This window comes from uncultured Microbacterium sp., assembly GCF_963521645.1.
Lineage (GTDB): Bacteria > Actinomycetota > Actinomycetes > Actinomycetales > Microbacteriaceae > Microbacterium.
On record NZ_CAUQVQ010000071.1, the window covers coordinates 1 to 12,743 of the forward strand.

Sequence of the window (12,743 nt, forward strand, 5' to 3'; positions counted from 1 at the left end):
ATCGTCGATCGCCGCGGCGTCCGGCGTGGCCTGCATGGTGGTGGTGGTGCTCGCGCTGACGGCGGGCATCACGCTCATCATGTTCCGTACGGGGTCGATGTCTCCGTCCATCCCCGCGGGCGCCGTCGCCGTCGTGCAGCGGGTGCCGGCATCGAGCATCGAGATCGGCGATGTGGTGACCGTCGATCGCTCGGGCGACCTGCCCGTGACCCACCGGGTCACGTCGGTCGAGGCGGGCGCCGAGGAGGGGCAGCGGATCATCACGATGCGCGGTGATGCGAACGCCGACGACGACCCCTTCCCCTATGAGGTGACCTCGGTGCGGATCGTGCTGTTCTCGGTCCCCGGAGTGGCGACCGTCATCGCGGGACTCGGGGACCCCCGTGTGCTCGGCGCGCTCACGCTCGCGGCGACCGTGCTGGTGGTGTGGGCCTTCTGGCCGCGGACGCCGCGCGAGGCCCGCGCATGAGGGTGAGCAGGGGAGGTCCGCTGCGGACGACGGTCGCGACGGGCGTGATCGTCGGCATCGCCACGCTGGGTTGCGCGGGCCCCGCCGCCGCCGCGCCGACGACCGAGGTCATCCAGGGTCAGGTGCTCCGCCTCGTCTCCGTCGCGGACTGGTCCGCGGCATCGAGCATGCGCCCGGGAGAGCGGGTGGGGTGGGACGTGGCGGTGAGCTCTGACGCCCCGAGCCGGGCACCGTGCGCATCGGCATCAGTGCCCGCGGCGGCGCCGATCTGCTCGTCGACGCGCAGGTGTGCATGCGGGCGTGGGAGGGCGCCGAATGCCCCGGAGGCGCGCGAGCGCTGAGATCCGACTGGTCGCTGCCGCTCGACGGGATCGAGGTGCCGCTGCTCGAGATGACCGAGGGCGACGTGGCGCACCTGCGGTTCTCGATCGCCCTCGACGGCGCGCACTCCGGCAGCACGGAGGTGCGTGTGCACGCCGAGGGGGCGGGGGAGTCGGCGGTGATCGGCCCCGACGGCGGGCTCGCGACCACGGGGCCGTCCACGGATCTGCGGTGGGCGCTCGCCGCGGGCGGCGTGCTGCTCGTCTCCGGCGCGACCTCGACCCTCGTGCGACGTCGTCGCGGTCCGTCGCACGCGTCCGGGGGTGGCTCATGAGCTCGCAGATGCGGCGTCGCGTGCTCGCGGGAGTGGCCGGGGCCGCCCTGCTGACGGGCGTGGCGATCACCCCGGCGGCGCACGAGACCGATGCGGCCTTCACCGACCCGGAGCAGGCGACCGCGACGATCACCGCGTTCCGGGTTCCTGCCCCGACCATCACGGCGTGCACCATCTCGAACAACGCTCTCGGCGTGTTCCAGAGCGTGACGCTGATCTGGACCTCTCCGTATCCGGCGAGCGGCGTGCGGCTGACGCTGATCCAGGGTGCCACGACATCGGTCGTCCCCGCGGCGAACATCACCACGACCGGTCCGGTGGGAGGCCTGTACACCCACACCGCTGCGCTCAGTCAGGCGCTGCTCGTCAGCCTGATCTCGAACCTGCTCGGAAGCACCACGACCCTGAGCGTGACCAATCTGCTGGCAGGGACCTCATGGGTGTCGGTCGCGTCGACGCGTCAGCTCTCGGTCGCCCTGCTCGGGCTCGGAGCCACCTGCACCTGAGCGTCAGTCGGCCAGGGCGAGAGCGCGGAACGCGTCGCGCTCGCGCAGATGCTCCCGACGGCTCGCGGCTGCAGCGGCCGCGGCTTCGGCGATCCGGGTCGGCACCTGCTGGCCCGTCGTGCGACGATACAGCTCGTCGATGAGATCGGTGGCCAGGCCCACGAGCTTCGCGATCTCGCGATCGTCTCGGTCGATCCAGACGCAGCGCGGCTCGTCATGCACGGGAGCGAAGTCGACGTGCTCCTCCCACACGAACAGGGTGCGCTCGGCGCCCAGGACGTGCTGCTGCCACCAGATCTGGCGGAGGTAGGTGCGGGGGATGCCTCGGAAGGCCTTGTTCGTGGTCTTGATCTCGGCGAGCTCCACGCGCCCCTCGGCATCCACGGCGATGCCGTCGGGAGTGGCGAGGTGACGGTGCTCGACCTCGGCGCGGAACAGCGCGGACGACGGGAGGATGCCGTGCGTCGCGGCGACCCAGGCGGCGATCTCGGGCTCGCGGCGTCGTCCGTGGTCGGTGAACGCGTTGCCGCCGAAACGCGGGCCTCCGCCGAGTTTGGAATCGGCAGCCCGGGCGATCGATCTCTCGCTGGTGAGCCCTGCCACGTCGGTCGCGGTGATGCCGCGGGAACGGGCCCTCATCCAGGCCACGCGGTCACGGGAATCCGCGACGATGCGAGCTTGGAGTTCAGGAGTCACCCATCGAGCGTAACCCGGTCCTCCGACCCTCTCGTCGCACACACGCCGCCGACGGCATCCCTCGGAGTCTCGTTCCTCGCGGCGGAAGGGTCAGACGTACGCGGGCCACCCTTCAGGACCCGAGGATCCGGTGACATACTCGTCGAGCGGCACGCGGCCCTGCCGCCACGCCTCGAGGACGGGGGCGACGATCCGCCAGGACTGCTCGGCGGCGTCGCCGCGTACCGCGAGCATCGGATCGCCGTCGAGCACTCCCGACAGCACCTCGGCGTACGCCTTGAGAGCGCCCTCGCCGAGCTCGGCCGTCAACGTCGCCCGCTCGAGCTCGAACGGGTCTTCGGACGCATTGAGGTTCAACTCGAGCGACATCCGGTCGGGGCCGAGCGAGAACCGCAGCACCGCCCCGTCGGACGTGCCCGTGAGCCCGCGGGGCAGATGACGGACCGGGCGGAAGCGCACCACGACCTCTCGCGCGGGCGTGCCGAGTGCTTTGCCGGAGCGGAGCCGGAACGGCACGCCGGCCCACCGGGCGTTGCGTACCTCGAACGTCGCCGCTGCGAGCGTCTCGGTCTCTCGCGCCGGGTCGACGCCGGGTTCGTCGACGTACGACGGCTTCGCCACACCGTCGATGTCGCCGGCGGTGTAGCGCGCTCGCCGCGAGGATGCGGCGGCGTCGTCGTTCCAGATCGTGGTCGCCCGCAGCACCGCGCCGGTCGCCGCGCGGAAGTCGACCTCGTCGAGGGTGGCCGGCTCGTCCATCGCGAGCACGGCGAGAACCTGCAGCAGGTGGCTCTGGATCATGTCGACCAGAGCGCCCGCTCGGTCGTAGTAGCCCGCGCGCCCCTCCAGTGCGAGCGACTCGTCGTACACGATGTCGATCGACTCGATGCTCTCGGCAGACCAGAGCGGCTCGAGGATGCGATTCGCGAACCGCGCCCCGAGCAGGTTCAGCGTCGTCGACCGCCCCAGGAAGTGGTCGACGCGGAACACCTGGCTCTCCGGGACGAGCGCGGTCAGGCTGCGGTTCAGTTCACGGGCGCCCGCCTCGTCGGTGCCGAAGGGCTTCTCCATGACGAGCATCGCACCGGGCGGCAGCATGTCGGGCGTGAGGGCGGCGATGCACGCCGTCGCGACGGCGGGAGGCACCGCGAAGTAGACGGCCACCTGGCCCGTGAGTCCGGCCAGCAGCGAGCGCAGTTCATCCGCACGGGTGATGTCGGTGCGCCGGTATTCGACGTCCACGCGGGAGGCGGCGTCACCCGCGTCCATCGATTCGAACGCCGTGGTCACGACGTCCTGCAGCGCGGCATCCGTCCACTCCTCGCGGTCGGCGCCGATGATGCGCACCGAGCGCTCGGGCTCTCTCGTCAGCAGCTGACCCAGGGCGGGCAGGAGGAGCCGGGAGGTGAGGTCGCCACCGGCTCCGAGAATCACCAGCGTCGTCGCGTCGATCATTCCCCCACCGTAATCGCTCGCGTCGCGATCGCCTCCACCGATTTGGGGGACGGGATGCGGTGAGGTAGAGTTGCAGCAACCGAAGACCGCTGGTCATCGTCGAGCGTGCGAACGCGGAACGATCGAAGCTCTGCTCAGCAGGGGCCCGCGCAGGACACGAACTCTCCGAAGCTCCGTGCGCTTGCGCCGGAGCTTTTCTGTTGCATGCGGTCAGGGGTCGGTGCCTCACTGCCGTGAGGCGCCTCGTACACACCAAGGAGTGACCATGGCGCAGAAGGACGCATCGGTCGCCGAGCTCACGAAGTCATTCGAGAACTCGACTGCCGTTCTGCTGACCGAGTACCGCGGTCTGACGGTTGCCCAGCTCAAGGAGCTGCGCAACAGCATCCGTCAGGACGCTGAGTACGCCGTGGTGAAGAACACGCTGACCAAGATCGCCGCCAACAAGGCTGGCATCACCGCGCTGGACGACGACCTCAAGGGTCCGTCGGCCGTCGCGTTCGTGCACGGTGACTTCGTCGCCACTGCCAAGGCTCTTCGTGACTTCGCCAAGGCAAACCCGCTTCTCGTGATCAAGGCCGGCATCTTCGAGGGCAACGCCCTCTCTGCCGACGAGGTCAACAAGTACGCCGCGCTCGAGAGCCGTGAGGTTCTGCTGGCGAAGGCTGCGGGCATGATGAAGGCCACGATGGGCAAGGCTGCCGCCACCATCGATGCTCTTCGCGAAAAGCTGGAGACCGCTGAGGCCGCGTGAGCGACCGGCGATCTCGTTCAACACACCCATCTATCTAGGAGATACATCATGGCTAAGCTCACCACTGAGGAGCTGCTCGAGCAGTTCGCAGGCCTGACCCTCGTCGAGCTCAACGACTTCGTCAAGGCGTTCGAGGAGAAGTTCGAGGTCACCGCTGCTGCCCCCGTCGCCGTTGCAGGCGCAGGCGGCGGCGCTGCTGAAGAGGTTGAGGAGAAGGACTCCTTCGACGTCATCCTCGAGGCTGCCGGCGACAAGAAGATCCAGGTCATCAAGACCGTCCGCGAGCTCACCTCGCTCGGTCTCGGCGAGGCCAAGGCCGTCGTCGACGGTGCTCCCAAGGCCGTGCTCGAGGGCGCGAACAAGGAGACCGCAGACAAGGCGAAGGCTGCCCTCGAAGAGGCAGGCGCCACGGTTACCCTCAAGTAATCCGTTCCAGGTCGCGGCGTGATGCCTCGCCCTGGAAGCGCCTGAACGCTTCACGAAAGCCCCGGGTCCGCCCGGGGCTTTCGTGCGTCCGGGGCGGCGTGCCGAGATCAGCGTCGTCCGGCGGTGGAGCTGCGCACGACCAGCGAGGAGGCCGTGACGGTGCGCTCTCGGGGAGAGCCCGGATGGTCGATCTGCTGCCGGAGCAGGCGCACGGCCTCGTGTCCTTGTTCGCGCGGCGACTGCCTGATGGTCGTGAGAGCGAACATCTCGGCGTGCTCGTGATCGTCGATGCCGACGATGCTGAGCTCGGTGGGAACGGCGATCCCCAATCGGCGAGCCGCGACCATCGCCCCGATCGCGGTCTCGTCGCAGACGCCGACGATGGCCGTGGGACGCCCTCTCCGATCGCCGAGGAGCTCGACCGCGGCCGCGTACCCGCCGGGCATCGTCGGCTGCGAATCCGCGATCCTCGCGACCGCCTCGAGCCCCGCCGCAGCGAGCGCCTCGAGGTACCCCTCCACGCGCTGCGCGTCGCCGAAGCTGAGGCCGCCGGGGTCCGTGGACCCGCCGACGAAGGCGATGTCGGTGTGGCCGAGCTCGATCAGGTGCTCCGTGGCGATGCGGGCCGCGGCGATGTCGTCGATCGACACCGCACTGGACCCTTCGCTGTACGGCCCCACGCTGACGAGGGGGCGCTCGGACCGGTGCAGGCGCTCGAGCTCCTGCGCGCTCGGCTGGATCCCGACCGCGATGATCCCGTCGAACCGCCGGCCGGGGAGCACGACGTCGAACAGTCGCTCCCGGGTCTCGCCGCCCTCGCGGATGCCGTAGAGGGCAAGCTCGTAGTCGTGCGCGAACAGCGACTCCTGGATGCCCGCGAGGAGTTCCGAGAAGAACCATCGGTCGACCGGCGGCATGATGACCCCGACGGTCTGCGTGCGTCCCGTCGCGAGACTCGTGGCGGAGGAGTGCGCGACGTAGGCGAGTTCGTCGGCCGCCTCGGCGACGCGCTTTCGAGTGTCCTCCGAGACGTAGCCCCGTCCGCTGAGCGCTCGGCTCGCAGTCGCCTTCGACACGCCCGCGCGCGCCGCGACGTCGGCGATCGTGCTCATCGGTCCTCCTCGACCAGTTCCCTCACGCGTCGGCTCCACCCGCTCGCGCCGATGTCAGCGTAGCCGCTCGGAACAGGGAAGGGAACCGGTTCCATAGTTGCTCCGGGGGAGCGCTCCCACGAGGCGCGGACACGTGCGCGGAATGGTTGTGAGCTTGTGACCCTCGCTTATTGTGCGTGCGACGTCGACCCCGATAGGTTGTCCTGGAATCGGTTCCCGATTCCGCGCCGAGGGGCGGCATGGAATCCTGGGGAACCGCAAACTCGAAGAGGAGAATTCACATGGGTCTGTCACAGCGTTCCCGGCGTTACGCGCCGATCGCTCTGCTGGGAGTCGCGGGTATCGCGCTTGCCGGCTGTGGAGCTCCCGGCGGTGCACCCGAAGGCGGCGGTTCCGGCGACGGCGGCAACACCGTCACCATCTACGGCACGATCGTCGACTCGGAAGCCGAACTGCTCCAGGAGTCCTGGGCCGACTGGGCCGAGGAGAACGACATCGAGATCAAGTACGAAGGCAGCCAGGACTTCGAGACGCAGCTCGGAACCCGCGCGCAGGGCGGAAACCCGCCCGACATCGCGATCTTCCCGCAGCCCGGTCTGTTCGCCGACTTCGCCAAGCGGGACTTCCTGATGCCCGCTCCGGAGGAGGTCGAGTCGAACGCCAACGAGTACTGGACCGAAGACTGGGTGAATTACGGCACGGTCGACGGGGAGTTCTACGGCGCGCCGCTGATGGCCAACGTCAAGGGCTGGATCTGGTACTCGCCCGCGAAGTTCGCCGAGTGGGGCGTCGAGGTGCCCACGACTCTCGACGAGATGACGGCTCTGACCGAGACGATCCAGGCCGCCACCGGCACCCCGGCGTGGTGTGCCGGATTCGAGTCCGGAACGGCCACCGGCTGGCCCGGAACCGACTGGGTCGAGGACTACGTGCTGCGTCAGTCCGGCCCCGACGTCTACGACCAGTGGGTGACCAACGAGATCCCGTTCACCGACCCGCAGATCAAGTCCGCGTTCGACGCGGTGGGCACGGTGCTGCTGAACCCGGCCAACGTCAACGCCGGTTTCGGTGACGTGCGCTCGATCAACTCGACCGCGTTCGGCGACGTCGCCCCGGCTCTCGCCGAGGGCAGCTGCGCGCTGACGCACCAGGCGTCGTTCCTGTCGGGCTTCTTCCCGGAGGGCACCGAGATCGCCGAGGACGGCGACGTCTGGGCCTTCATGCTCCCGGGCCAGAGCGCAGACGACAAGGCCGTCACGGGCGCCGGTGAGATCGTCGGAGCCTTCACGGACTCGGAGGCGACGCAGAAGGTGCTCGCGTACCTGTCCAGCCCCGAGTGGGCCAACAGCCGCGTCAGCCTCGGCGGCGTGACCTCGGCCAACAACGGCCTCGACCCGGCCAACGCCAAGGACCCGATCCTGCAGGAGACCATCAAGATCCTTCAGGACCCCGACACCACGTTCCGCTTCGACGCCTCGGACCTGATGCCGGGTGCGGTGGGCGCCGGAACCTTCTGGAAGGGCATCGTGGCCTGGGTGAACGGCACCTCGACCGACGAGGTCCTGACGCAGATCGAGACCGGCTGGCCGTCCAGCTGATCGGATGAGGAGGGTCGCCCGGACGGGCGGCCCTCCTCGTCACCACACGGTTCGCGCACCGTCGCGCGAGCTGCTTCTTCTCACGCGTCATGAAGGGGATTCCGTGAACGCGACTCAATTCTTCCAATGGATCGGCATGCTCCCGCCGGTCCTGCAGGCGGTCGCCGTCGTCATCGCTTTCGCGGTGGTCGTCGCCGTCATCCTGCTGCTCGTGGACGTGGCTCCGCGCAAGGGTGCCGTCTACACGTGGGTGCGGCTGGCGATGTGCCTGCTCATCCCGCTCGCCGTGATGTTCTTCTTCAGCTCCTACTACTGGGCCATGGGAGTGGCAGTCGCCGTGGGGGCGCTGTTCTTCTTCCTCGACTACCGCTCCCGCGACGGAGCCGGGTACCTGATCCAGCTGGTCGCCTTCATGGCGCCGGCCATGCTGCTGCTCCTCGTCGGGCTCATCCTCCCGTCGATCCAGACGGCGTACACGTCGTTCTTCAACTCCTCGGGCAACGACTTCGTCGGCTTCGCCAACTATCTGTGGATCTTCACCCAGTCCGACGGCATCACGTCGGTCATCAACTCCATCATCTGGGTGCTCCTCGTGCCCACCGTGTCGACGCTCGTGGGCCTCGCCTACGCGGTCTTCATCGACCGCACCCGCGGCGAGAAGATCTACAAGGTCCTCGTCTTCATGCCGATGGCGATCTCGTTCGTGGGAGCGAGCATCATCTGGCGCTTCATGTACGAGTACCGGGGATCGGAGTTCAAGCAGATCGGTCTGCTGAACCAGATCCTCGTGTGGTTCGGGGGAGAGCCGCAGCAGTTCCTTTTGAACCAGCCGTGGAACAACCTGTTCCTCATCGTCGTGCTGATCTGGGTGCAGACCGGATTCGCGATGGTCGTGCTCTCGGCATCGATCAAGGGCGTCCCGGCCGAGCTGCTCGAGGCCGCGGAACTCGACGGCGCGAACGCATGGGAGCGGTTCTGGGCGGTCACCGTGCCGTCGATCCGTCCCGCGCTGATCGTCGTGCTCACCACGATCTCGATCGCCTCCCTGAAGGTGTTCGACATCGTCCGCACCATGACAGCCGGAAACTACGGCACCTCGGTGCTCGCGAATGAGATGTACACGCAGTTCTCCAAGTTCGAGGCGGGTCGCAGCGCCGCGCTCTCGGTGATCCTGTTCATCCTGGTGCTGCCGATCGTCATCTACAACGCGCGCCAGATCAAGAAGCAGCGGGAGATCCGATGAGCGACACGCTGAAGACCCAGACAGGTGCGACCAGCACCCGCGCCATCACGACCGGGGGCGGTTTCGACGCCGCGGCCGGGCGTGCTCGCAAGAAGCTGTCCCGCCCGTGGGCGACGGCGGCATCGATCGTCATCGCCGTCCTGTGGACGATCCCGACCCTGGGGCTGTTCATCTCCTCGTTCCGACCGCGAGACCAGATCCAGTCGAGCGGATGGTGGGAGTTCTTCGCGAACCCGCAGGTCACGATCGACAACTACGTGCAGGTGCTGCAGTCGGGCACCACGCAGCTGACGATCCTCGAGTCGTTCGTCAACTCGATCGCGATCACGATCCCGGCCACACTCATCCCGCTGATGATCGCGTCGATGGCCGCGTACGCCTTCGCGTGGATCGACTTCAAGGGACGCAACGCGCTGTTCATCTTCGTGTTCGCGCTGCAGATCGTGCCGATCCAGATGGCACTCGTGCCGCTGCTCAGCTCGTTCTCGCGAGGCATCAACCTCTTCGGGGTGCAGGTCACACTGCCGCTCGACGCCTCGCAGGGCTACGCGCAGGTGTGGATCGCCCACTCGATGTTCGCGCTGCCGCTGGCGATCTACCTGCTGCACAACTTCATGTCGGAGATCCCGGGCGAGATCATCGAGGCGGCTCGTGTCGACGGTGCCTCGCGCGGGCAGATCTTCTTCCGCGTGGTGCTGCCGCTGACGATGCCGGCCATCGCCTCGGTCGCGATCTTCCAGTTCCTCTGGGTCTGGAACGACCTGCTGGTGGCCCTCGTGTTCGCCGACGGTGCGGCCGCGCCGATCACCAAGCTGCTGGCCGAGATCACGGGTACGCGAGGCAACGACTGGTACCTGCTCACGGCCGGCGCCTTCGTGTCGATCGTGATCCCGCTGATCGTCTTCTTCTCGCTGCAGCGCTACTTCGTGCGAGGGCTGCTCGCGGGGTCGACCAAGGGCTAGGTCGCGACGCGGCACCGGATGCCGCGGTCGGGTGCAACACAGCCCCGACCGCGGCATCTCTGCACGTACGCTGTGACCATGAAGTACGCAGAATCGATCGTCGACCTTGTCGGCGACACGCCCCTCGTGAAGCTCCGGCACGTCACCGAGGGCGTCGCGTGCACGGTGCTCGTCAAGCTCGAATACCTCAACCCCGGCGGCTCGTCGAAGGACCGCATCGCCTCGCGGATCATCGACGCGGCCGAGGCCGCGGGTGATCTGCGCCCCGGCGGCACGATCGTCGAACCCACGAGCGGCAACACCGGGGTCGGCCTCGCGCTCGTGGCACAGCAGCGCGGCTACGACTGCGTGTTCGTGGTGCCCGACAAGGTCGGCGACGACAAGATCGACGTGCTGCGGGCGTACGGCGCCGAGGTCGTCGTGACCCCGACGTCCGTCGCGGCCGACAGCCCCGAGTCGTACTACAGCGTCAGCGATCGCCTCGCGCGGGAGATCCCCGGCGCGTTCAAGCCCAACCAGTACGAGAACCCGAACGGCCCGCGCAGCCACTACGAGACGACGGGCCCCGAGATCTGGCGCGACACCGACGGACAGGTGACGCATTTCGTCGCAGGAGTCGGCACCGGGGGGACCATCACCGGCACCGGCCGATTCCTGCGGGAGGTCTCGCACGAGCGGGTGCGCATCGTCGGCGTCGACCCCGAAGGCAGCGTCTACAGCGGGGGCACCGGCCGCCCGTATCTGGTCGAGGGCGTCGGCGAGGACATCTGGCCGGGCTCGTACGACCCGAGTGTGCCGCACGAGATCGTGGCGGTCAGCGATGCCGAGGCGTTCGCGATGACCCGGCGACTCGCGCGCGAAGAGGGCATCCTCGTGGGCGGCTCCAGCGGCATGGCCGTGGTGGGGGCGCTCCGCGTGGCGCGCGAGCTGCCGGCCGACGCGGTGATGGTGGTGCTCCTGCCCGACGGCGGACGCGGCTACCTGAGCAAGATCTTCAACGACGGCTGGATGCGCTCGTACGGCTTCAGCGACGTCGAAGAGGGCGAGACCGTCGCCGACGTGCTCGACGCGCGCGCCGCCCGGCAGGGCGACAGGATCCCCGATCTGGTGCACGCGCATCCGTCGGACACCGTGCTCGAGGCGATCGGCATGATGACCGAATACGCCGTGTCGCAGCTCGTGGTCCTCAGCGCCGAGCCTCCGGTCATGATGGGCGAGGTCGTCGGAACCGTCGACGAGAAGGGGCTGCTCGACCTGCTCTTCCGCGGCGACGCCAAGGCGGCAGACGCCGTGGGCGCTCACGTGGGGGAGAGGCTCCCGCTCATCGGCATCCACGCGTCGATCGCCCAGGCACGAGCCGCGCTGGCCGAGGCGGACGCGCTGCTGGTGACGGAGGGCGGCAAGCCGCACACGGTGCTCACCCGCCAGGACCTCCTGTCGTACATCTCGCGCTGATGCGACGCCCGGCGTAACAGGGAGGGATGCGGGGCCGTGGCCCGACGTAGGCTGAGGTCATGTCCGAGCATGCCTTCGCCACCCGAGCCATCCACGCAGGTCAGGAGCCCGATCCCACGACAGGATCGATCATCCCGCCGATCTATCAGGCATCCACGCACGTGCAGGACGGGATCGGCGGATTCCGCGAGGGCTACGAGTACAACAGAGCCGGCAACCCCACGCGGTCCTCGCTCGAGGTCCAGCTCGCGGCGCTCGAGAACGGTGCGAACGCGCTGTCGTTCGCGTCGGGCCTCGCCGCCGAGGACGCGCTGCTGCGCGGCATCCTGAAGCCCGGCGACCACGTCGTGCTCGGCAACGACGTCTACGGCGGCACCTACCGCCTCTTCGCCCGGGTGCTCGCCCCGTGGGGCATCGAGACCTCGACCGTCGAGCTGTCGGATGTCGACGCCGTGCGCGCGGCGATCCGCCCCGAGACCAAGATCGTCTGGATCGAGACGCCGAGCAACCCGCTGCTGAAGATCGTCGACATCGCTCGCGTCTCGGAGATCGCGCATGCGGCAGGGGCGATCGTGGTCGTCGACAACACCTTCGCCTCTCCGGCCCTGCAGCAGCCGCTCGCGCTCGGAGCCGACCTCGTCGTCCACTCCACGACGAAGTACCTCGGCGGCCACTCGGACGTGCTGGGCGGCGCGATCGTGTTCGGCGACGACAGGTTCTACGAGCAGATCAAGTTCCAGCAGTTCGCCGTGGGGGCGGTCTCCGCACCGTTCGACGCCTGGCTGACCACACGTGGCATCAAGACGCTCGCCGTGCGGGTGCGTCAGCATTCCGCGAACGCGCAGGCGATCGCGGAATGGGCGTCCGCGCGCCCCGAGTTCGCGACCGTGTACTACCCCGGTCTCGCCTCGCACCCGGGGCACGACATCGCAGCCCGCCAGATGAGCGGGTTCGGCGGGATGCTCTCGCTCGGCCTCTCCGCCGGGGCGGCCGCGGCGAAGGCGTTCGCGGAGTCCACAGAGCTGTTCCAGCTCGCAGAGTCGCTCGGCGGCGTCGAGTCGCTCATCGGATACCCGCCCGACATGACGCACGCGTCGGTCCGCGGCACCGAGCTCGCCGTGCCGGAGAACGTCGTGCGCCTCTCGGTCGGCATCGAGGACGCCGACGACCTGATCGCCGACCTCGAGCGGGGACTCGGCACCATCGCGCACTGACCTGCGGGCGCCGTGCGTCGGGCGTCGGGCGGTTGCGCCGTGCGTCGGGCGGTTGCATGTCGAAATGACGGATGCATGCCGAGACGACCCGCATGAGCATGCATCCGTGATCCGAGCATGCATCCGCACGCCGGGCCGCATGCGGGGAGGGCGTTCGGGGACGGCGCTCGGGTTCGGGGGAGGGACGCCGGGGGAGGG

The 12,743-nt window shown here is 68.7% G+C and carries 13 protein-coding genes; 10 read left to right on the forward strand and 3 right to left on the reverse strand.

Annotation, left to right across the window (positions count from 1 at the left end; genetic code table 11):
* The first annotated feature begins 7 nt into the window (after positions 1-7).
* From RWO82_RS12515 to RWO82_RS12525, 3 genes are all read left to right on the forward strand, one after another.
* Positions 8-469 carry a signal peptidase I gene (locus RWO82_RS12515; RefSeq protein WP_314427560.1) on the forward strand — a complete coding sequence of 154 codons (462 nt, stop codon included), beginning with the start codon at positions 8-10 and terminating at the stop codon, positions 467-469.
* A gap of 232 nt (positions 470-701) precedes the next feature.
* Positions 702-1,124 (forward strand): hypothetical protein, encoded by a 423-nt coding sequence (locus tag RWO82_RS12520; protein ID WP_314427537.1) that lies wholly within the window; start codon positions 702-704, stop codon positions 1,122-1,124.
* A complete protein-coding gene (locus tag RWO82_RS12525; RefSeq protein ID WP_314427539.1) occupies positions 1,121-1,630 on the forward strand; it encodes a hypothetical protein in 510 nt (169 codons plus the stop codon). Before RWO82_RS12520 ends, RWO82_RS12525 begins: the two co-directional genes overlap by 4 nt.
* Positions 1,631-1,633: 3 nt before the next feature.
* Here the strand turns inward: RWO82_RS12525 and RWO82_RS12530 are convergent, their stop codons facing one another.
* The gene (locus RWO82_RS12530) at positions 1,634-2,326 is read right to left on the reverse strand and encodes a YqaJ viral recombinase family protein (RefSeq protein WP_314427542.1); all 693 of its coding nucleotides are present in this window, start codon (positions 2,324-2,326) and stop codon (positions 1,634-1,636) included.
* A gap of 90 nt (positions 2,327-2,416) precedes the next feature.
* Positions 2,417-3,781 (reverse strand): glucose-6-phosphate dehydrogenase, encoded by a 1,365-nt coding sequence (locus tag RWO82_RS12535; RefSeq protein WP_314427545.1) that lies wholly within the window; start codon positions 3,779-3,781, stop codon positions 2,417-2,419.
* Between the two features lie 265 nt (positions 3,782-4,046).
* Between RWO82_RS12535 and rplJ the strand changes: the two genes are divergently transcribed.
* Both rplJ and rplL read left to right on the forward strand, forming a co-directional pair.
* Complete coding sequence (gene rplJ, locus RWO82_RS12540) at positions 4,047-4,535, forward strand: 50S ribosomal protein L10 (RefSeq protein WP_194765244.1); 489 nt, start codon at positions 4,047-4,049, stop codon at positions 4,533-4,535.
* Positions 4,536-4,583: 48 nt separating this feature from the next.
* A complete protein-coding gene (rplL, locus tag RWO82_RS12545) occupies positions 4,584-4,961 on the forward strand; it encodes a 50S ribosomal protein L7/L12 (RefSeq protein ID WP_167948001.1) in 378 nt (125 codons plus the stop codon).
* A 107-nt stretch (positions 4,962-5,068) separates the two neighbouring features.
* Here rplL and RWO82_RS12550 read toward each other — a convergent pair whose 3' ends face one another.
* The gene (locus RWO82_RS12550; protein WP_314427549.1) at positions 5,069-6,073 is read right to left on the reverse strand and encodes a LacI family DNA-binding transcriptional regulator; all 1,005 of its coding nucleotides are present in this window, start codon (positions 6,071-6,073) and stop codon (positions 5,069-5,071) included.
* Positions 6,074-6,354: 281 nt separating this feature from the next.
* On the opposite strand from RWO82_RS12550, the gene RWO82_RS12555 reads away from it, so the two are divergent.
* The 5 genes from RWO82_RS12555 to RWO82_RS12575 all read left to right on the forward strand — a co-directional run bounded on the left by RWO82_RS12555 (position 6,355) and on the right by RWO82_RS12575 (position 12,545).
* Entirely contained in the window at positions 6,355-7,671 is a 1,317-nt protein-coding gene (locus RWO82_RS12555) for an ABC transporter substrate-binding protein (protein WP_314427550.1), read from the forward strand.
* A gap of 103 nt (positions 7,672-7,774) precedes the next feature.
* Positions 7,775-8,914 (forward strand): sugar ABC transporter permease, encoded by a 1,140-nt coding sequence (locus RWO82_RS12560; protein ID WP_314427552.1) that lies wholly within the window; start codon positions 7,775-7,777, stop codon positions 8,912-8,914.
* Entirely contained in the window at positions 8,911-9,876 is a 966-nt protein-coding gene (locus RWO82_RS12565; protein ID WP_314427554.1) for a carbohydrate ABC transporter permease, read from the forward strand. Before RWO82_RS12560 ends, RWO82_RS12565 begins: the two co-directional genes overlap by 4 nt.
* A 78-nt stretch (positions 9,877-9,954) precedes the next feature.
* Positions 9,955-11,331: a cystathionine beta-synthase gene (locus RWO82_RS12570; RefSeq protein ID WP_314427557.1), complete on the forward strand. Its 1,377-nt coding sequence runs from the start codon at positions 9,955-9,957 to the stop codon at positions 11,329-11,331.
* 59 nt (positions 11,332-11,390) lie between these two features.
* Entirely contained in the window at positions 11,391-12,545 is a 1,155-nt protein-coding gene (locus RWO82_RS12575; RefSeq protein WP_314427559.1) for a cystathionine gamma-synthase, read from the forward strand.
* Positions 12,546-12,743: the final 198 nt, after the last annotated feature.